Below are 18,783 nucleotides of genomic sequence, written 5' to 3'. Positions count from 1 at the left end.
GGCGCGTGCACGGATTCACGATGGTTGAGCTGATTACGGTGATGATCGTGCTCGGCATCCTGTCCGCCGTCGCCATCCCCATGCTCACCAGCGGCGGCAACGGCATGGCCGGCGCCTCCTACCGCAACGAGCTGGCCAGCGGCCTGCGTTACGCGCAGAAGACGGCCGTCAGCCACCGCCGCCTGGTGTGCGCCACGATAGCGGCCAACGGCGCGTCGATGGCGCTGACCATCGCGCAGGCGGCCAATTCCACCGCCTGCGGCACGGCGCTGGCCAGTCCGGACGGCGCCGGCTACGCCAGCCGCGATCCGGGCATCAGCGCCAGCGGCTTCACGCTGCTGTTCTTCCAGCCGAACGGCACCATCACCACCGGCGGTTCCGCCGCCTCGCCGCTGGCGGCCGGCACCCTGAACGTGACCGGCCAGCCCGGCATCCGCCTGCAAGGAGCCACCGGCTATGTGGAATAAGATCCCGCGCCAGCGCGGCTTCACGCTGGTCGAGCTGATTATCGCCATGGTCATCATCGGCATCAGCCTCGCTGCCGTGGTCGGCGTGTTCAACTTCAATACCGTGGCCAGCGCCCGCCCCATCGTGGACAAGCAGATGCGCGCCTTCGCGGAAGGCCTGATGGAGGAAATCCAGCATCAGCCTTTCGGCGCCTCGGCCAACGGCGCGCCGTCGCAGCCCTGCGCGCGCGACACCTTCAACGACATCATGGACTACAACGGCTACCAGCAGGCCAAGCTGTGCGACATCAACGGCACCGACCTCGGCCTGGCCGGCATGACCGTGCAAGTGGCCGTCGGCGCGCCGCCGCCCGCCGTGCCACTGCCCGGCGTGGCGGGCGGCGATGCCGTGCAGATCACGATCACCGTCACCCACGGCAGCGACCAGGTGGCGCTGCGGGGCTGGCGCACCAATTTCGGAAAGAATCAGCAATGAGCAGGCAACGCGGTTTCACGCTGGTTGAACTCATCGTGGTCATGGTCGTGACGGGCGTACTGGTGGGCGGCATTTCGGTGTTCTTCCTGCCTTCGGTGAACAACTACCTGGCCGTGGGCAGGCGCGCCGGCCTGACCGACATGATGGACGGCGCCACCCGCGCCATGAGCCGCGACATCCGCGCCGCCGTTCCCAATTCCATCCGCATTGCCACCAGCCAGTGCTTCGAGCTGGTTCCGACTTCGACCGGCGGGCGCTATCGCACCGCGCCCGATACCGCCTGGGATGCCACTGCCGCCGCTGCGGACCGCAGCCTGCCGCTCGACACGACCACCACCAGCAGCGGCTTCGATGTCACCAGCCCGCTGAACCCGCTGCCTGCGGCGGGCGACCTGGTGGTGATCGACAACCAGAACGGCGAGGACGTCTACACCGGCGCCAACACCCAGGCCATTGCGGCGGTGGGCGCGCCGCCGTCGACCGGCGGCAATCCGCCGCTCGGGCTGCACCGTATTACGCTGACGGCGGCCAAGCAGTTCCCGGTGGGCTACGAGGGTGGCCGCTTCGTGGTGGTGCCGGCGGCGCAGCAGGCGATATTCTACGTCTGCGCCAACGCCAACAAAGTCAACGGCACGGGGACCGGCACGCTGTACCGTTTTTCGGGTTATGGCTTGAACGCGGCGGCCCCGTCCAGCTGCCCGGTCCCCAACGCGTCCACGCCGGTGCTGGCCACCAAGGTGGAGTCGTGCCAGTTCATCTACAACCCGAACGCGGGCGCGGCGCAGGACGCCGGCTATATGCAGATGAAACTGAAACTGACGGACAAAGATGAATCGGTCCAGATCCTGTTCGGCACGCATGCCGACAACGTGCCATGAGGCCCGCCATGACTCAGCCCGGCCGCCAGCGCGGCTTCGCCTACATTGCCGCCATCCTGATTCTGGTGGCGCTGAGTACGCTCGCCATCACGGCGGTGAAGCTCAGCACCACGCAGCAGAGCACCTCGGCGCAGGATGCCATGTCGGGCTACGCGCTGCAGGCGGCGCGGGCGGGGACGGAATGGGGGCTGTATCTGGCGCTGGTGAACGGCAACTGCGCCGGCGCCAACCAGACGCTGGACCACCGCAGCGCGCACGGCTTCGCGGTGACCGTGCGCTGCACGCAGACCGACTTCAACGAAGGCGAAAGCGCGCCCGGCGTGCCGATCAAAAAGTCCACCTTCACGGTGACCGCCACCGCCTGCAACGCCGCCAGCTGCCCGGACAGCAGCCTGGTCGGCAAGCCGGACTACGTGGAAAGAAAAAGGACCGCTGTAGCTTGCGCTACGGCGGCCCCTGCTTTGGGTCCCTGCTGAATGGATTATTTACAATTCACGACTGATATAGCCGTGGTCGTTACGGCGCCGGTCGAAGCATCATAGCCAAGCACGCAATTCGCATGGTTAGAATCCGGCGTAATACCCGAGGCCGTGAGAACGTAGTCCGCAGTCAGCCCCGCAGCAGTCATAATGCCGGTTTGGCTCAGAGTTGGGTAACCTTCTGCGCTCAACGGTGTACCGTCAGTAGCATTGCCAGCGGTACTAGGCGACCCAGCAACCAGCCACTTACCGTGGTACATGCTGGCGGCTGCCGATACTGCGGCACGCGCGCCCTGCATCTTCGCCATGCGCGCATCGCCACCCATGTCGGCAAACTTCGGAAGCGCGGTTGCGGCCAGGATGCCGAGGATGACGATGACAACGATTAATTCGATCAGCGTGAAACCACCTTGAGCACCACCGCGCAGCGAACCCACTTGTTTAATTTGCATTTAACACTCCAACTTGGTCAAAAAAGAAAACGTGACTGCCAGCCACAGCGTCTTCAGTTTGGCTGGCTTGCGTCGACTTTAATCAGGGCTACGCTGCCTTCCTGGCTCTGCGTTCCTTCCGGCTTGGCGTTTATTGTGGGCAAGCGGGTGAATTTTACTCTGAAATACCAGCGTTCATATGAGTCCCCAAGAAAACTTTTTTTACTACTGAACACATAGACAAGAGTGCGCTGTTCCCGGTCGAAGTACCAGTATCCGGGCGCCAAAGATTTTGCTGTTGAATTGTCAATCTCGCCCGCGTAGTTTTCCGGCTCCCGGTTCAGCCAGCCTATCGGATTGGCCCCCGCCAAAACCGCCAAATCCGCCGGCCCGCCGCGCATGGCCGTCTCGTAGGCCCTGCTGCGTAAGGCGCTCTGCATATTTGTCACCAATAACTGCGCGCCGGCGCGCTCCGCTTCTTCCTGATAAAACGCCAGCCGCTGCAGCAGCACGCCGACCAGGACGCTGAAGACAATGGCAACAACGGCAAATTCGAACAAGGTAAAACCACCGGCGCCGCGCCGTTGCGGGAACGCTACAGCCGGCAGGCGCGGCGCGCGATTCCCCATCAATGCAGCGCTGCCTTGCCCAGGTTCCAGATCGGCAAGAAAATGCCCAACGCCAGCACCAGCACCATCGCGCCCAGGAAGGTAATCAGGATGGGCTCGATCTGCGCGGCCAGCGTTTTCAGCTCATAGTCCACTTCCCGCTCATACATGGCCGCGATTTCATCCATCAGATCGTCCAGCGCACCCGATTCCTCGCCCACGGCGATCATCTGCAGCACCACCGGCGTGAAGATGCCCGCCGCAATGGAAGTGCGCAGAATGCTGTCGCCGCGCTCCACGCTATCCCGCATCTGCTCCACGCGTGAACTCAGATAGGCGTTGTCCACCGTCTGCGACACCACCGTCAGCGCCTGCACGATAGGCACGCCGCTGCGGCTGGACAGCGCAAAACTGCGCGCAAAACGCGCCATGGTGGCTTTGTGGATGATCTTGCCCGCTATGGGGAAGCGCAGCTTGGCGCGGTCCCACGCAAAACGGCCCTTCTCGGTGCCCACCCAGGCCCGGGCGGCGAAGAAGCCGGCCACCGCCGCCACCAGCAGCGCCGGCCAGTATTCCACCGTGAAGCGCGACGTGGCGATCAGGATGCGCGTCATCAGCGGCAGCTCGGCCCGGAAGCTCTCGAACACCTTGACGAACTGCGGGATGACGAACATGTTCACGATGATCATCGCCAGCACCATGGCGATAATGACAAAGGTCGGGTAGCGGGTGGCGCTCTTGACCCGGTTGCGCATCTCGCGGTCGAACTCCAGGTGGTCAAACAGGCGCAGGAACACTTCGTCCAGCCGGCCCGTCATTTCGCCCACGCGCACCATGGACAGGTAGAAGTTGTTGAACACCGTGGGATGCTTGCGCATGGCCGCTGACAGCTCGCGGCCGCCGTCCAGCGATTCGCGCAGATCCTTGATGACGCGCCCGAACGACTTGCTGATGGCCGATTCCTGCAAGCCGGCCAGGCCGCGCATGATGGGCACGCCGGACTTGAGCAAGGTGTAGAGCTGGCGGCTGAACAGCTGTACGTCCAGCGACGTCACCTTCTTCTCAGTCAAGCGGCTCCACAAGCTTTCGCCGTCCTTGCGCGCGGCCTGGCGCGTGAGCGTGATTTCCACCGGCGTGACGCCGGTGCCGAACAGCTGGTCAGCCACGGCATTGCTGTCCGCGCCTTCCAGCACGCCTTGCAGCAGCTCGCCGCGCGCGTTGCGGCCCTTGTAGGCGAAGAACGGCACCTTATTCCTCGTACTGGTTACTGATGCGCATGGCTTCGGCGATGGTGGTGCGGCCCTGGATCACCAGGTGCACCGCGTGCCGGCGCAGGGTTTCGCCGCGCATCTGCGCGTGCGCCACCTTCATGAAGTGGCCCGAATCCGGGCTGTGCGAGGCGTCCACCACCGCCTGCGTCATCTCCAGCAGCTCGTACACGCCGGTCCGGCCGCGATAGCCCATGCCGTTGCAATGCGAACAACCCTTGCCGTGGAAGTAGCGCGCCATGTCCACCTTGTCGTTCAATTCCAGGCGCAGCCACTCGTGCTCGGTGGGCGTGGGCGTGTATTGCGTAGTGCAGCTTTCGCAGATCACGCGCACCAGGCGCTGGGCCAGCACCGCTTGCAGCGAGCTGCCCACCATGTAGCGCGGCACGCCCATGTCCATCAGGCGCAGCGGAGTGCTGGCGGCGTCGTTGGTGTGCAGCGTGGAGAGCACCAGGTGGCCCGTCATGGCGGCGCGCAGGCCGATTTGCGCGGTTTCCTGGTCGCGCATCTCGCCCACCAGCACAATGTCCGGGTCCTGGCGCAGCGCGGAACGCAGCACGCGCGCGAAATTCAGTTCGATCTTGTCGTTCACCTGCACCTGGTTGATGCCGGGCAGGCGGTATTCGACCGGGTCTTCCACCGTGATGAGCTTTTTCTCAACGGAGTTCAGCTCGGCCAGCGCGCTGTACAAGGTGGTGGTCTTGCCGGAACCGGTGGGGCCGGTCACCAGCACCAGGCCATTGGGACGCGCCACGATGGCGCGGAATTTCTCCAGTATGCCGCGCGGCATGCCGATCGCGTCCAGGCGCAGGTTGATTCCGCCCTGGTTCAGCAAACGCATCACCACCGATTCGCCGTACTGCGTGGGCATGGTGGAGATACGCACGTCGATGCGCTGGTTTTTCACGCGCACGGCGAAGCGGCCGTCCTGCGGCAGGCGCTTTTCGGAAATGTCCAGGTCCGACATCAGCTTCAAACGCAGCGCCAGCGCGGGGGCGATCTTGATGTCGGCTTCGGTCTGCAGGTGCAGCACGCCGTCGATGCGGAAGCGGATCTGCAGGCGGCTTTCCTGCGGCTCGATATGGATGTCCGAGGCGCGCACCTGGGTGGCGTCGTCGAACACCGACTGCAGCAGCTTGACGATGGGCGCTTCTTCCAGGCCGGGATTGGCGGCCAGCGCGCCGAAGTCCACCGACACGTCGCCCAGGTCTTGCTCCAGCTCGCGCGCCAGGTCGGTGATGTCGTCGGTGCGGCGGTAGATGCGGTCGATGGCGGCCAGCACCTCGGTCTCGTTGACCACGGCCAGCTCGATGTTCTGGTGCACCAGGCGGGCGATTTCATCGTAGGCGAACAGGTCGGTGGGGTCGGCGATGCCGACCAGCAGCGAGCCCTTGCGGTCTTCCAGCACCAGCGCGCGGAAGCGGCGCGCTTGTGTTTCCGGCAGCAGGCGCACCACTTCCGGGTTGATGTTGTAGAACTTGAGGTTGATGTAGGGGATGTTCATCTGGCGCGCCAGCGCCCCCGCAATCTGCTCCTCGGTGACGTAGCTGCTTTCGATGAACACGCGGCCGAGCTTGCGGCCGCTGCGCTTCTGTTCGGCCAGCGCCAGTCCGAGCTGTTCCTCCGTCAGCAGCTTTTGCTGCACCAGGATTTCACCTAAGCGGACTTTTTCGGGCCGAGCCATACACTACTCCAGACGTTGCACATTGGTCGCGGCCATTTTATGTCAGATCAGGCCGTTTCTACGAGTAATATGTGGTGCCCGCTGGCTAAACCAGTCCGATATTTGCTACAGTGCTCATCAGTACAGCATCCAATCCTTATGGCTCTCGACCACTTCCACCTGTCCCGCCCGCCTTTCAGCCCTGCCCACGATCCCGTCTTCCATTATGAAGACGCGGCCCGGCGCGAGTTGCTGGGGGCCTTGCAATATGCGCTCCGGCTGGGCGATGGCGTTGTCAAAGTGACCGGTGAGCCGGGCAGCGGCAAGACCATGCTGTGCGCGGTGCTGGCCGCGCGGCTGGCGCAGGACTCGCCGCCGGTGCAGGCGGTGGTGCTGGAGCGGGCGGTGAACGCGGCCGGCATTGCAATGTCGCCGCAGGACGCAGTGTGCTCGATAGCGCGCCAGCTGGGCCTGGCGCCGGGCGGCTTGCGCAGCGACGAGATCATGCGGCTGCTGCATGCCCACCTGGCGGCGGAGCGCGCGGCCGGCAGGCTGGCGGTGCTGCTGGTGGAGGAGTCGCAGGCGCTGCCGGCCGACACGCTGGAGACGCTGCGGCAGCTGACCAATCTGAGCGAGGGGGCGCATGCCCTGCTGCCAGTGGTGCTGCTGGGGACTTCCGAGTTGAGCAATGTGCTGCGCCAGCCGCGTTTGCGGCAACTGCGCGAGCGCATCACGCTCAGTTTTGTGCTGCCAGCGCCGTCGCCCGAGCTGGCGCCCGAGCTGCTGGCGCACCGCCTGCGCGCGGCCGGGCATGCCGACGGCGCGCTGTTCCAGCTGGACGCGGCCAGACTGATCGCCCGCAGCGGCGGCGCCGACCTGCACGCGCTCATTGCGCTGGCAGATAAGTCGCTGGCCGTCGCCGCCAACGCCAGCGCGCCCGCCGTCGCCATGTTTCACGTGCGGGACGCCATCAAGGGCGCAGCTGGCAAGACTGCGCCGGAGGCCTTGTCCGCACGGGACACAGCGCCAGCGCCCGGCGCCAGGCTGAGTACGGTGCCAGCTCCGACGGCGCCAGGGGAGCCTGCGGCTGAAACGGCCGTTGCCGCTGCGTCCGAGCCGGAAGCCGCGCCCCAGCCGAAGGTGATGGGCAAGCCAGGAGCAGTAGCCCAGCCCGAGGCAGCGGCCCCGCCGGGGGCCGTGGCCGGGCCGGAGCGAGTGGCCGAACCGGATGCACTGGTGCTGCCCGCCCCTGTGCTCGAGCCGGGGCCGCGGCCCGTTGCCGATATTGTTGTGGCGCCTGATTTGCCCACTCCGGCACTGCCACGGCCGCGCTCCGCGGCGCGCGGCGCGATGGTGGCTGGCGGCGCGATGCTGGCTGTCTCTGGCGTGGCAATTGCAGCTTTTATGCTGGGTCCCGCCTTCGCCCCTGCCGTTACCGCTCAGGCGCCGGCCACCCTGCCCGTCACGCAGGCGAGTCCGCCAGTGCAGATGGCGTTGCGCGCCACCGAGCCTGTCAAGTCCGAAACGGCAGCGGCACCCGTGGCGGCGGCAACGGCGCGCAAGGCGCTGCAGGCGGCAAGCGCCGCGCCGTCAGCCATAGCGCAGCCGGCGCACGCGGTGGCGCCACAGCCCCGTGTAGCTGTGCCACCTGCCCAGTTTGCGGCGCCGCCGTTGCCACCTGCTGGCCTGCTGAAACAATCCCTGCGCGCCAGTGAAACCTGGCTGCGCGACGAGCCGGACAGCAACTTCTGCGTCCAGATCGAAAACTTTTCCGCCACCGAAACCCAGCGCGCCGAGCAGTTCCTGGCTGACACCCGCGCCGCCATCGGCCTCAGCGAAGTCCACACCTACCCCATGCTCATCAAAGGCGAGCGCCGTATCGCCGTGGTCTACGGCAGCTTCTCCTCCGCCAAAAAGGTCCAGGAAGTGCAAGCCACGCTGGCCGAGCGCTCCGGCACGCACCACAAGATCCGCACCATCAAGGGCATCCGGGCAGCGGTCCTGCTGGCCGGGAAGGACGGCGGCAGCACGCGCTGAGCGCCTGCCCCGGCGCCGGAATCAGCCAGCCTTCCGCTCCCGCGCCGTCGGAGTCGGAGTCGGAGTCGGAGTCGGAGTCGGAGTCGGCCATTCGACGTCATCCATAATGTTTGCAAACGGAAATTGAACCGTGCGCCCCCCTTGTTGTTTTTGTTGGATGATGGTGGTTGACGTTTCAAAATTACAATATTTCGCTTGCCTGGGGCGTTCCGCACATGAAACAACTCGCCGCTCCCTTGATACCGGTTGCCTGCGTCCTTTTCGTCACCGGCTGCGCCACGCCGCAGCTGCCGGTTTCCCCTGCCCATATTTCGGACGCGCCGCGCGTGGCCGGGGCCATTCCGGAGCCGGTGCGCCAGAGCGCCCTGCCGCCCCCGCCCAAACCGTCCGCCAAGGTGGAGACGTACAGCGTTACCGTGCACAAGGTGCCGGTGCAGTCGCTGCTGTTCGCGCTGGCGCGCGACGCGGGCATGAACGTGGACATCCACCCCGCCATCGAAGGCACGGTCACGCTGAACGCGCTGGACCAGACCTTGCCGCAGCTGCTGGGCCGCATCTCGCGGCAGGTGGACATGCGCTATGAAATCGAGGGCAGCAACCTGGTGGTGCTGCCGGACGCGCCGGAATGGCGCAACTACAAGGTGGACTACGTGAACGTGGCGCGCAGCACCAGCAGCAGCGTGAACATCGCCACGCAGATCTCCACCACCGGCGGCGGCGCGGCAGGCCAGAGCAGCAACCCGGTCGGCGCCGCCACGGGTGCGCCGGCGTCCAGCGCCGGCGGGGGCAATCTCGGCAGCGGCAACAACAATTCCACGACTTCGGTAGGCAACCGTTCGGACAACAATTTCTGGTACAGCCTGGAGAAGAACATCCGCGACATGCTGCGCGCCTCCACCCTGGGCGACACCCAGCAGGACCCGCTGGCGCAGATGCAGGCGCAGAGCCAGCAGGCGGCGGCCCAGGGCGGCCAGAATCCCGGACAGGGTGCGATTGCACCCATGGCTGCGGCACCGCAGTCCTTCGGCGACAACGCCATGCCCTTCACGCAGCGCGGCCGCACGCGCAACGATCCGTCCATCGTGGTCAATGCCGAGGGCGGGCTGATCGCGGTGCGCGCGACGGCGCGGCAGCACGAGAAAATCCAGGAATTCCTGGACCTGGTGGTCAACAGCGCCAAGCGCCAGGTGCTGATCGAGGCGACCATCATCGAAGTGAAGCTGGGCGACCAGTACCAGCAAGGCATCAACTGGTCCGGCCTGAACGGCCGGCTGAGCATGAACCAGGGCCAGGTGGGCACGGCGACCTTGCCGAGCGGCGTACTGCCGGGCAGCACCCCGGGCATGTTTGTGCTGAATTATCTGAATCCGGGCAACCTCACCGCCACCATCCAGCTGCTGGAATCGTTCGGCAAGGTGAAAGTGCTGTCCAGCCCCAAGATCAGCGTGCTGAACAACCAGACGGCGATGCTGAAGGTGGTGGACAACAACGTGTTCTTCACCATCAAGGTGACGCCGGCCGTACTCAACTCCAGCGGCACGGTAACGGCGCCGGCCACGTATGAATCCACCTTGCAGACGGTGCCGGTGGGCTTCGTGATGAGCGTGACGCCGCAAATCGCCGACAGCGATGAGGTCACGCTCAACGTGCGGCCCACCATCACGCGCATCGTGGGCTACGTGCAGGACCCCAATCCGGCGCTCCAGGCAGGCAATGTGCGCAGCCAGGTGCCGGTGATCCAGGCGCGCGAGCTGGAGTCGATCATGAAGATCAGCAACGGCCAGGTGGCGGTGATGGGCGGGCTGATGCAGGATTCGGTGGACAACACCAAGGACGGCGTGCCGCTGCTGAGCCAGCTGCCGGTGGTGGGCAATCTGTTCTCCTACCGGAACGAGAACGCCAGCAAGACGGAACTGGTGATCTTCATGCGGCCGGTGGTGGTGAAGGACGCCAGCATGAGCGGGGACTACAAGGATTACCGCTATCTGCTGCCCGGCCAGGCGTCGGCGCCGGCGCCCGCCTATATGGAGCCGCCCCTGGCGGGCAAGGCAGGTGGGTTATGAGTTTGCTGATGCAGGCACTCAAGAAGGCCGAGCGCACCAAACAGAGCGCCCTCCCGGACGAAGAGGCGGACAAGCCGTCCGAGGCCTTTGACGATCTGCTGGCGCTGACGCCGCAGGACGTGCCGCCAACGTCCACGCCAGCGCGCGCAGCCGAGTTTTCGCTGGAGCCCATCGACACGCCGTTGACGCCGGCCCCGGTGCCGCGCTCAATGCCGGAACTGGAGGCCGGGCAGATCCCCGCGCTCACCCCGGCCGAGGAAGCGCCGCACGATCCCACGCCGCCGCAGGCACGCGTGGGCGGCGCCAGGCCGCGTAACGAGCTTAGCTTGCAGGACCTGCCCGACACGGTACCACGGGACGAAGCCATCAGCGCGCTCGATCCCGCGCCGCCAATACCCGCCCTCTCGCCGGCCGCAGCGCTTGCCGCCGCCGGCAAGCCCGATGCGCGCACCGGCGAGCGCCGCCAGAGCAGCGGGCAGCGCATTTCGGACCAGTTCAACACGCAGTCCGCCGGCGCAAGCGCCAACGGTACCGCCACAACCGGCGGCGGCACGGGTGCCGGTGCCGGTGCCGGGCAGCCCGGGACCGGCGCGGCCGCCAAGGCGCGCTCGGCAGCGGCGGCGCGGGCGACGGCGGCCGAGGACAAAGTCGGCTGGGACCCGGCCCGCATCCGGCTCGCCGTGCTGGGCGGCATCCTGCTGCTGATCGTGTCCGTATTCGGCTATATATACTGGCGCGCCACCACGGCGCCCGGTCCCGGCGCGAACCTGCCCATGGTGCCGATGCCGCCGCCCGACGCGGCTGGCGCCAAGCCGGGCACGATCGTCGTGCCCCCGGGCGGCGTTGCAGGCCCGGCTGGCGGCGCAAGCGGCATGGACGCAAGCGGCGCGCAATCAGGCGCCGTGAGTGCAGGCGCAGGGACAGGCGCAGGCGACCATGGTGGCGTCCCGGCGGCCCCGCCGCAGCCGGCCCAGGGCCAGGCGCCTGCCGCCGGCCCGGCAGCCGGAGCGTCCTACTCCCGCAACGCATCCAGCGGCGGCTCCATGCTGGGCTCGTCCCGCAATGCGCCGCCGGCATCCAACACCGTCATGGCCACGCCCGAGGAAATTGAACGCGCCATGCAGATGCAGGCCGGCCAGCAAGGCGGCACGCCGCCCCCGTTCGCGGCAGCAGCCCCGGCGGCGGGCCAGGGCGCAGGCACGGGCGGCGTGGGCGGGGCCGGCGGAGCACAAGGTACAGGCACATTCGGTGTGGGCGGCGCGGGTGGCACCGGTGGCACGCAGGGCGCAGGCTGGACCAGCGCCGCTGGCGCGCCTGCCCAGAGCGCGGCGGGCGGCTCAGGTGCTGCGGGCAACGCGGCCAGTGGCGCAGCCGGGGGCGCCGGAACGCGATCGGACGCCGCCTGGTCCAGCAACGACATCAAGGTCAGCCGCCACAGCAACGCGCCGCGCCTCAACCCCGCGCTGCAATACGGCTACCACGCCCTGCAGACCGGCGACCTGCCCACCGCCGCCGACCAGTACGCAACCGCGCTGCGGCAAGACCCGAACAATCGCGACGCCCTGCTCGGCAACGCCGCCGTGGCGCTGCGCCGCAACGACCCCGCGCTGGCCTCGGCCAGCTATATGCGCCTGCTGGAGCTGGACCCGAGCGACCCGGACGCCCTGGCTGGCCTGCTCAGCCTGCGGCCCGGCGACACCGGCCAGTCCGAAATGCGGCTCAAGGACATGCTGCGCAAATCGCCCGGCGCCGGCCCGCTGCTGTTCGCCCTCGGCAACCTGTACTCGCGCCAGGGGCGCTGGACCGACGCGCAGCAAGCCTACTTCCGCGCCTACACCGCCAACCCCGACAATCCCGACTACGCCTTCAACCTGGCCGTAGGCCTGGACCGCCTGAACCAGCCCAAGCTGGCCCTGAACTATTACCAGCGCGCGCTGGCGCTGTCCCAGGCCGGTCCGGCCGGCTTCGACAGCGAGGCGGTGCGCGCGCGCATGCGCCAGCTGGCGGAGCCGAACTGACCATGCCCGACACCCCGAAAATCCCCCTCGGCAAGCTGCTGATCCAGAAAGGCGTCATCAGCGAAGACCAGCTGCGCATCGCCCTCATCGAGCAAAAGCGCAGCGGCGAGCCGCTCGGCAAAATGATGATCGCGCTCGGCTTCGTCACCGAGGCCACCATGCGCGAGGCGCTCAGCGAAAACCTGCACACGCCCAGCGCAGACCTGAACAGCCTGGTGGTGGACGCCATCGCCCTCAAGCTGATTCCCAAGGAAGTTGCCAAGCGCTACCGCGTGTTCCCCATCGTCTACCAGCGCGACACCGACAACCTGGTGCTGGCCATGTCCGACACCAGCAACATCGTGGCGCTGGACCAGATCAACGCCATGCTGGTGCAGGGCATCACCATCTCGCCGATGCTGGCCAACGAGTCCGACATCCAGCGCGCCATCGACCAGTACTACGGCTTCGAGCTCTCCATCGACGGCATCCTGCACGAAATCGAGACCGGCGAAGTGAACTATGCCAGCATGGGTACCCTGAGCGACGAATACAGCCAGCCCATGGTGCGCCTGATCGACGCGCTGCTGGCGGACGCGGTGCAAAACGGCGCCTCGGACATCCACTTCGAGCCCGAGCAGAGCTTCCTGCGCATCCGCTACCGCATCGACGGCATCCTGCGCCAGATCCGCAGCCTGCACAAATCCTACTGGCCGGCCATGGCGGTGCGGCTCAAGGTGATCAGCAATATGAACATCGCCGAAACGCGCGCGCCGCAAGACGGCCGCATCTCGATCAAGTTTTCCGGCCGCCAGATCGACTTCCGCGCTTCGGCCCAGCCCACCACGCACGGCGAAAACCTGGTGCTGCGCGTGCTGGACCGCCAGAAAGGCATCGTGCCGCTGGACGGCCTGGGCCTGGACGAGCACGAACTGACCCTGCTCAAGCTGATGATCGCCCGCCCGGACGGCGTGATCCTTGTGACCGGCCCCACCGGCAGCGGCAAGACCACCACGCTGTACTCCATCCTGAACCACATCAACACCGAGAGCGTCAACATCATGACGCTGGAAGACCCGGTGGAGTACCCGATGAACATGATCCGCCAGACGTCGGTGAACGAGTCGGCCAAGATGGGCTTTGCCGACGGCATCCGCTCCATGATGCGGCAAGACCCGGACGTGATCCTGGTGGGCGAAGTGCGCGACAAGGAAACCGCCGAAATGGCCTTTGCCGCCGCCATGACGGGCCACCAGGTCTACTCCACGCTGCACACCAATTCCGCCATCGGCTCGGTCTCGCGCCTGCTCGACATCGGCATCGCGCCGGACGTGATGGCCGGGAACATCATCGGCGTGATCGCGCAGCGGCTGGTGCGCCGCCTGTGCCCGCACTGCCGCGAGCCGTTCACGGCGGACGCGGTCGAGCGCCGCCTGCTGGGCCTGGCCGAGGACGCGCGCGGCGATCATCCGGCAACACTGTACCGCGCGGTCGGCTGCGAGCGCTGCGCGCACCAGGGCTACAAGGGCCGGCTGGCCATCATGGAACTGCTGAAGATGAACGCCGAGCTGGATGAGCTGATCGGCCGCCGCGCCTCGGCGCGCGAGCTGCGCAGCGCGGCGCAGGCGGCCGGCTTCAAGACGCTGGTGGACGACGGCATGCGCCGCGTGCTGGAAGGCGTGACCACGCTGGAGGAAGTCTCGCGCGTGGTCGATCTGACCGACAGGCTGAGCTGATGCCGCACTATCTGTACACCGCCATGGACAACGCCGGCCAGGTCCTGCCGGGCAATATGGACGCGGCCAACGTGCCGGACCTGGAGCTGCGCCTGGGCCGCATGGAGCTGGACCTGATCGATTACACGGTCACGCGCGACAAGCTGCTGGTGCTGGGCCGGCGCGCCATCACGCGCGCGGACCTGATCAACTTCTGCTTCCACATGGAGCAGATGACGGGCGCCGGCGTGCCCATCCTGGACGGGCTGGACGACCTGCGCGAGAGCATGGAGCAGCACCCGCGCTTCCGCGAAGTGCTGACCGCGCTGATCGAGAGCATCGAAGGCGGCCTGCAACTGTCGGACGCGCTGGCCGCGCACCCGGAAGTGTTCGACCGCACGTTCACCAGCCTGATACACGCCGGCGAACAAAGCGGCAAGGTGGCCGAAGTATTCAAGAACCTGTCGGACAGCCTGAAATGGCAGGACGAACTGGCCGTGCGCACGCGCAAGATCCTCACCTACCCGGCCGTGGTGGCGCTGGTAGTGCTGGGCGTGACCTTCTTCCTGATGATCTACCTGGTGCCGCAGCTGACGGCCTTCATCAAAAACATGGGCAACGAGCTGCCGCTGCATACGCGCGCGCTGATCGCCGTGTCCGGCGTGTTCATCCGGTTCTGGTACGCCATCCTGCTGCTGCCGGTGCTGGCCTGGGTGGGGCTGCGCATATGGCTGGAGCGCAGCGAACGCGCGCGCTACGCCTTCGACGCGTTCAAGCTGCGCATCTGGCTGGTCGGGCCGGTGCTGCACAAGATTATCCTGGCGCGCTTTGCCACCTTCTTTGCGCTGATGTACGCGTCCGGCATCACGATACTGGAATGCCTGCGGCTGTCCGAGGGCATCGTCGGCAACCGCGTGGTGGCGGCGGGCCTGCGGCGCGCGGCGCAGCTCATATCGGAAGGCTACAGCGTCACGGCGGCCTTCCAGCACACCGGCATCTTCCCGCCGCTGGTGATCCGCATGCTGAAAGTGGGCGAAGCCACCGGCGCGCTGGACCGCGCGCTGCACAACGCCAGCTACTTCTACGACCGCGAAGTGAAGGACATGATAGAACGCGCGCAAGCGATGATAGAGCCGGCCATGACGGTGACCCTGGGCCTGTTGCTGGGCTGGATCATGCTGTCGGTGCTGGGGCCGATCTACGACACCATCAGCAGCATCCGGTTATGAGACACCTCCTCTACCTTGGCAGCGAGCGGCTGGACGCCTGGCTGTGGGAATCCGGCCGCCCGAGCGGCCCGGCCAGCTTCGTCCCCACCCGCGCAGGCGTCGATGCCTTCCTCGACTATCTGGAGCACCATCATCCCGGCACGCCCGCCCTGCTGCTGGCCGATATCGTGGAGGAGGATTTCCAGCGCCTGCTGCTGCCCCACGTGGGCGGCAAGGCAGGCCGCAACCTGCTGGAGCGGCGCCTGCTGCAGCAATACCGCGAAACGCCGTACCGCCAGGCCACCAGGCAGGGCCGCTCGGACGATGGACGGCGCGACGATATCGTGCTGGCGTCGGCGCTGACCAATCCGGCGCTGCTGCTGCCGTGGACCGAGGCGCTGGAGCTGCTGAAAACGCCGCTGGCTGGCGTGTACTCGGTACCGCTGCTGAGCGAGGAGCTGGCCGACAGGCTGGGCCTGGGCCGCGAACACGAGCACCTGCTGCTGGTGACGCAGGAGACGGCGGGCGTGCGGCAAAGCTATTTCCATCATGGCCGCCTGAAATTCAGCCGCCTGACCTTGCCGGTGGACCGCGAAGGCGCGGCGGTCAATGCCGGCACCGAAACGGCGCGCACGCAGCAGTTCCTGGTCAGCGTGCGCCTGATCGAGCGCGGCGAGCAGCTGCACGCCGTGATGGTGGCGCAGGACCAGGAGCTGGAGCGCTGGAGCGGCCAGTGCGAAAGCGGGCCGGAGACGGTCTACCACTTCATTCCGCTGGCGATAGCGGCCGGCCTGGCGGGCATTGCGCTGCGCGACGAGAACGCGCCGCTGGCCGATCCCATGTTCCTCGAACTGCTGGCGCGCACGCAGCCGGCCAGCCATTACCGTCTGGGCGAAGACGGCCGCTATTACCGGCTGTGGCGGATACGGCAGGCGCTGAAGGCGTCCAGCGCGGCGGTGGCCGCGTGCGGACTGCTATGGGCGGCGGTGAATGTGTGGAGCTACGCGGAAGCGCAGCGCGAAGGCGGCCGGCTGGTGCTGGAAGCGGCCGGATACGATGCCAGTTACAAGGTCAGCATGTCCGACATGCCGCCATCGCTCGCGCCGACAGCGAATATGAAGGCGGCCGTGACCGTGGAGCGCCTGCTGGCCACGCAGGCCCCCGCGCCCATCGAGATGATGTCCATGCTCAGCGCCGCGCTCGACAAAGTGCCACAGGTACAGATCGTGCGGCTGGACTGGCGCGTTGCCGCCGGCGGCCCGTCCGCGAGCGCGCTGCCGGCCGCTGGCGCGGGCGGCGCGGCCGGCGGCACGCGCGGCTCCGGCATGGCTGGCGCCGCCGCCGAGCCGGGGGCGATACCGCTCCCCTCGCGCGTGCTTGGCATCCCGTCCAAGCCGCCGCAGACCCTGCGCGTGGAAGCCGAAGTGGCCCTGCTGCCCAACAACGCGCGCGGCATCCTGGACAGCATGAACATCTTCGCCCAGGAACTGGCGCGCAATCCCAAGCTGACGGTGGCCATCGAACGCACGGCGTTGGATATCAGTCCTTCCGTCAAACTGAGCGGCCGCACCGGCCCCGCCGCCGGCGACAAGCCCGCCCAGTTCGTCCTTAACCTGAGTCTCGCGCCATGAGTTCCGCCTCCCGCAAAGCCAAGCCCGCGCGCAAGACCGTGCTGCCCTACTGGCTGCGCGAATTCGCGCTGATCCGGCTGCAGGTGATCGTCCTCGTGCTCACCGTCGCAGTCGCCATCACGGCCGTCTCCACCAGCCGCTGGTACTGGCACCAGGCGCGCGACTACCAGGCCTGGGCGCAGCAAAAGCGCAACGGCGCGCGCGATCGCCTGTTCAACGCCGAAACCGAGAAACGCGAAATCCGCCTGTACCAGCCCCAGTACGCGGCCTTGCGCGAGCGCGGGCTGATCGGCCAGGAAAACCGTCTCGACTGGGTGGACGCCATGCGCCAGATCCAGGAACAGCGCAAGCTCATGCCCATCACGTACGAGCTGGAGCCGCAGCAGCCTGTGCAGATGGACGGCGCGATGGAACTGGGCGGCTACCGCCTGCACGGCAGCCGCATGAACCTGCACATGGACCTGCTGCACGAAGGCGACCTGTTCGTGCTGCTGGAAGACCTGCACCAGCGCAGCTTCTACAGCCCCCAGGAGTGCAGCATCAAGCGCACCGCCAGCGGCCCGCCAGCTCCGCTCGCCCCCACGCTCAGCGCCGACTGCACCCTCAACTGGCTCACCCTCACGCCGGCGCCCGCGCCGCAAGTCGCCCAGCAATGGAGGCCGCAATGACGCGTCCCGCGACCCGGGTCCTGCCGGCGCTGCTGCCTGCGTTCCTGCTGACCTTCCTGCTGGCGGTTGCGGCCGGGCCGCTGACTGCCGGCCCGCTGGACGCGCAGGGCCAGCCCGTACCGGCGCGCCAGCGTAGTCTGGGCCGCCTGTTCACTACGCCCCAGGAACGCGCGCTGCTCGACGCGCGGCGCGACGGCAGCGCCATCGAAAGCCAGCCCACCGCCGGCCCGGCCCTGCCGCCCTCGCCGCCCGCGCCGATACAGCTCAACGGCGTGATCCAGCGCAGCAACGGCCAGACCACGGTCTGGCTCAACGACGCGCCGCTGTCCGAGCGCGACGGCAAAGTGCTGCCGGACCGCTCCGTGTCGCTGCGCCTGCCGTCGGGCAAACAGGTCACGCTGAAACCGGGCCAGAGCTATGACCAAGCCACGGGGAGCATCAGCAATGCGGGCCAGTAAGCCGCCCGTCCGCGCCGCGTCGCGCCAGGCCGGCGCCGTGCTGCTGATCCTGCTCGCCGTGCTTGCGCTGGCGGGATCGTCGCTGCTGATGTCCGCCTTCGGCGCCAACACCGTGGAACGCCGGCGCGTGCAGCGCACCCAACTGCTGCTGGCCCAGGCCACCGACGCGCTGACCGGCTTCGCCGCCGCCAACGGCCGCCTGCCGCGCCCCGCCATCTCCGCCACCGACGGCCGCGAGCAGCCGCTGCCCTGCGCCAGCGACGAGCAATGCACCGGCTACCTGCCCTGGGTGGCGCTCGGCATCGCCGGCGAAGACGCCTGGGGCAAGCGGCTGCGCTACAGCGTCACGCCCGTCTTCACCAGCTACGACTACCAGCCCGCCACGGCCGCCGCCACCCGCACCGTGCAGCAGCGCGGCGCGGACGGCGAACTGCACTACGTGGCCGGCGGCCCCGCCTGCAGCGCGCAAACCCGCTGCGCCGCGCTGGTGGTACTCTCGCACGGCAAGCACAACTTCGGCATCACGGCCGACGGCGCCGAACAAGCCAACGCCGGCGCGGCCAACGACGACGAAAGCCTGAACGCCAGCGCCACCACGCACTTCGTCACGCGCGTGGCCAGCAGCGACCCGAACGCGCCCGGCGGCGAGTTCGACGACCAGCTGGCCTGGCTCACCCTGCAACCGATCTACGCCCGCATGCGCAGCGCACGCACGCTGCCCAACTGATGAGGCGCGC

17 protein-coding genes are annotated in these 18,783 nt (G+C 67.4%); 13 read left to right on the top strand and 4 right to left on the bottom strand.

What is annotated here, in order from left to right:
* Window positions 1–5: 5 nt before the first annotated feature.
* Genes ACFJI2_RS09135 through ACFJI2_RS09120 form a run of 4 tightly spaced genes read left to right on the top strand, consistent with a single transcriptional unit; the run spans window position 6 to window position 2,296 of the window.
* On the top strand, window positions 6–467 hold the full coding sequence (locus tag ACFJI2_RS09135) for a GspH/FimT family pseudopilin (protein ID WP_107979962.1): 462 nt from the start codon (window positions 6–8) through the stop codon (window positions 465–467).
* On the top strand, window positions 457–942 hold the full coding sequence (locus ACFJI2_RS09130; protein ID WP_377704715.1) for a prepilin-type N-terminal cleavage/methylation domain-containing protein: 486 nt from the start codon (window positions 457–459) through the stop codon (window positions 940–942). The genes ACFJI2_RS09135 and ACFJI2_RS09130 overlap by 11 nt, the downstream gene beginning before the upstream one ends.
* Window positions 939–1,820 carry a prepilin-type N-terminal cleavage/methylation domain-containing protein gene (locus tag ACFJI2_RS09125; protein ID WP_377704714.1) on the top strand — a complete coding sequence of 294 codons (882 nt, stop codon included), beginning with the start codon at window positions 939–941 and terminating at the stop codon, window positions 1,818–1,820. Before ACFJI2_RS09130 ends, ACFJI2_RS09125 begins: the two co-directional genes overlap by 4 nt.
* Before the next feature lie 8 nt (window positions 1,821–1,828).
* Entirely contained in the window at window positions 1,829–2,296 is a 468-nt protein-coding gene (locus tag ACFJI2_RS09120; RefSeq protein WP_377704713.1) for an MSHA biogenesis protein MshP, read from the top strand.
* Window positions 2,297–2,301: 5 nt separating this feature from the next.
* Here the strand turns inward: ACFJI2_RS09120 and ACFJI2_RS09115 are convergent, their stop codons facing one another.
* From ACFJI2_RS09115 to ACFJI2_RS09100, 4 genes are read right to left on the bottom strand one after another with little or no spacing between them, the layout of a single operon-like run.
* Window positions 2,302–2,751 (bottom strand): type II secretion system protein, encoded by a 450-nt coding sequence (locus ACFJI2_RS09115; protein ID WP_377704712.1) that lies wholly within the window; start codon window positions 2,749–2,751, stop codon window positions 2,302–2,304.
* A gap of 53 nt (window positions 2,752–2,804) precedes the next feature.
* Window positions 2,805–3,362 carry a type II secretion system protein J gene (locus tag ACFJI2_RS09110; protein WP_377704711.1) on the bottom strand — a complete coding sequence of 186 codons (558 nt, stop codon included), beginning with the start codon at window positions 3,360–3,362 and terminating at the stop codon, window positions 2,805–2,807.
* Entirely contained in the window at window positions 3,359–4,585 is a 1,227-nt protein-coding gene (locus ACFJI2_RS09105) for a type II secretion system F family protein (RefSeq protein WP_377704710.1), read from the bottom strand. The genes ACFJI2_RS09110 and ACFJI2_RS09105 overlap by 4 nt, the downstream gene beginning before the upstream one ends.
* Before the next feature lies 1 nt (window position 4,586).
* The gene (locus ACFJI2_RS09100; protein ID WP_107872338.1) at window positions 4,587–6,290 is read right to left on the bottom strand and encodes a GspE/PulE family protein; all 1,704 of its coding nucleotides are present in this window, start codon (window positions 6,288–6,290) and stop codon (window positions 4,587–4,589) included.
* 138 nt (window positions 6,291–6,428) lie between these two features.
* Between ACFJI2_RS09100 and ACFJI2_RS09095 the strand changes: the two genes are divergently transcribed.
* From ACFJI2_RS09095 to ACFJI2_RS09055, 9 genes are all read left to right on the top strand, one after another.
* The gene (locus ACFJI2_RS09095) at window positions 6,429–8,306 is read left to right on the top strand and encodes an AAA family ATPase (protein ID WP_377704709.1); all 1,878 of its coding nucleotides are present in this window, start codon (window positions 6,429–6,431) and stop codon (window positions 8,304–8,306) included.
* Window positions 8,307–8,521: 215 nt separating this feature from the next.
* A complete protein-coding gene (gene mshL, locus ACFJI2_RS09090; RefSeq protein WP_377704708.1) occupies window positions 8,522–10,369 on the top strand; it encodes a pilus (MSHA type) biogenesis protein MshL in 1,848 nt (615 codons plus the stop codon).
* Between the two features lie 8 nt (window positions 10,370–10,377).
* A complete protein-coding gene (locus ACFJI2_RS09085) occupies window positions 10,378–12,387 on the top strand; it encodes a tetratricopeptide repeat protein (protein WP_377704707.1) in 2,010 nt (669 codons plus the stop codon).
* 2 nt (window positions 12,388–12,389) lie between these two features.
* Entirely contained in the window at window positions 12,390–14,102 is a 1,713-nt protein-coding gene (locus ACFJI2_RS09080; RefSeq protein ID WP_377704706.1) for a GspE/PulE family protein, read from the top strand.
* Window positions 14,102–15,310 (top strand): type II secretion system F family protein, encoded by a 1,209-nt coding sequence (locus tag ACFJI2_RS09075; protein ID WP_377704705.1) that lies wholly within the window; start codon window positions 14,102–14,104, stop codon window positions 15,308–15,310. Before ACFJI2_RS09080 ends, ACFJI2_RS09075 begins: the two co-directional genes overlap by 1 nt.
* Entirely contained in the window at window positions 15,307–16,920 is a 1,614-nt protein-coding gene (locus tag ACFJI2_RS09070) for a hypothetical protein (protein WP_377704704.1), read from the top strand. Before ACFJI2_RS09075 ends, ACFJI2_RS09070 begins: the two co-directional genes overlap by 4 nt.
* Window positions 16,917–17,588, top strand: coding sequence for a hypothetical protein (locus ACFJI2_RS09065; protein ID WP_377704703.1), 672 nt, complete (start codon window positions 16,917–16,919; stop codon window positions 17,586–17,588). Before ACFJI2_RS09070 ends, ACFJI2_RS09065 begins: the two co-directional genes overlap by 4 nt.
* A complete protein-coding gene (locus ACFJI2_RS09060; RefSeq protein WP_107979972.1) occupies window positions 17,585–18,046 on the top strand; it encodes a hypothetical protein in 462 nt (153 codons plus the stop codon). Before ACFJI2_RS09065 ends, ACFJI2_RS09060 begins: the two co-directional genes overlap by 4 nt.
* Window positions 18,033–18,773, top strand: a complete 741-nt coding sequence (locus ACFJI2_RS09055) for a hypothetical protein (protein WP_377704702.1) — start codon at window positions 18,033–18,035, stop codon at window positions 18,771–18,773. Before ACFJI2_RS09060 ends, ACFJI2_RS09055 begins: the two co-directional genes overlap by 14 nt.
* The last annotated feature ends 10 nt before the right edge of the window (window positions 18,774–18,783 follow it).

Origin of the sequence: Pseudoduganella sp. UC29_71 (assembly GCF_042693265.1) — a bacterium.
GTDB lineage: Bacteria > Pseudomonadota > Gammaproteobacteria > Burkholderiales > Burkholderiaceae_D > Rugamonas.
The sequence above is the reverse complement of the archived record's forward strand: the minus strand, read 5'-3'. Positions and strand labels throughout refer to the sequence as shown.

Excerpts from the sequence above, each read along its gene's own strand:
- ACFJI2_RS09125 (WP_377704714.1), top strand. The coding sequence starts at position 939 with ATGAGCAGGCAACGCGGTTTCACGCTGGTTGAACTCATCGTGGTCATG.
- ACFJI2_RS09075 (WP_377704705.1), top strand. The coding sequence starts at position 14,102 with ATGCCGCACTATCTGTACACCGCCATGGACAACGCCGGCCAGGTCCTG.
- ACFJI2_RS09065 (WP_377704703.1), top strand. The coding sequence starts at position 16,917 with ATGAGTTCCGCCTCCCGCAAAGCCAAGCCCGCGCGCAAGACCGTGCTG.
- ACFJI2_RS09115 (WP_377704712.1), bottom strand. The coding sequence starts at position 2,751 with ATGCAAATTAAACAAGTGGGTTCGCTGCGCGGTGGTGCTCAAGGTGGT.
- ACFJI2_RS09080 (WP_377704706.1), top strand. The coding sequence starts at position 12,390 with ATGCCCGACACCCCGAAAATCCCCCTCGGCAAGCTGCTGATCCAGAAA.
- mshL (WP_377704708.1), top strand. The coding sequence starts at position 8,522 with ATGAAACAACTCGCCGCTCCCTTGATACCGGTTGCCTGCGTCCTTTTC.
- ACFJI2_RS09120 (WP_377704713.1), top strand. The coding sequence starts at position 1,829 with ATGACTCAGCCCGGCCGCCAGCGCGGCTTCGCCTACATTGCCGCCATC.
- ACFJI2_RS09130 (WP_377704715.1), top strand. The coding sequence starts at position 457 with ATGTGGAATAAGATCCCGCGCCAGCGCGGCTTCACGCTGGTCGAGCTG.
- ACFJI2_RS09070 (WP_377704704.1), top strand. The coding sequence starts at position 15,307 with ATGAGACACCTCCTCTACCTTGGCAGCGAGCGGCTGGACGCCTGGCTG.
- ACFJI2_RS09085 (WP_377704707.1), top strand. The coding sequence starts at position 10,378 with ATGCAGGCACTCAAGAAGGCCGAGCGCACCAAACAGAGCGCCCTCCCG.
- ACFJI2_RS09100 (WP_107872338.1), bottom strand. The coding sequence starts at position 6,290 with ATGGCTCGGCCCGAAAAAGTCCGCTTAGGTGAAATCCTGGTGCAGCAA.
- ACFJI2_RS09055 (WP_377704702.1), top strand. The coding sequence starts at position 18,033 with ATGCGGGCCAGTAAGCCGCCCGTCCGCGCCGCGTCGCGCCAGGCCGGC.
- ACFJI2_RS09060 (WP_107979972.1), top strand. The coding sequence starts at position 17,585 with ATGACGCGTCCCGCGACCCGGGTCCTGCCGGCGCTGCTGCCTGCGTTC.
- ACFJI2_RS09095 (WP_377704709.1), top strand. The coding sequence starts at position 6,429 with ATGGCTCTCGACCACTTCCACCTGTCCCGCCCGCCTTTCAGCCCTGCC.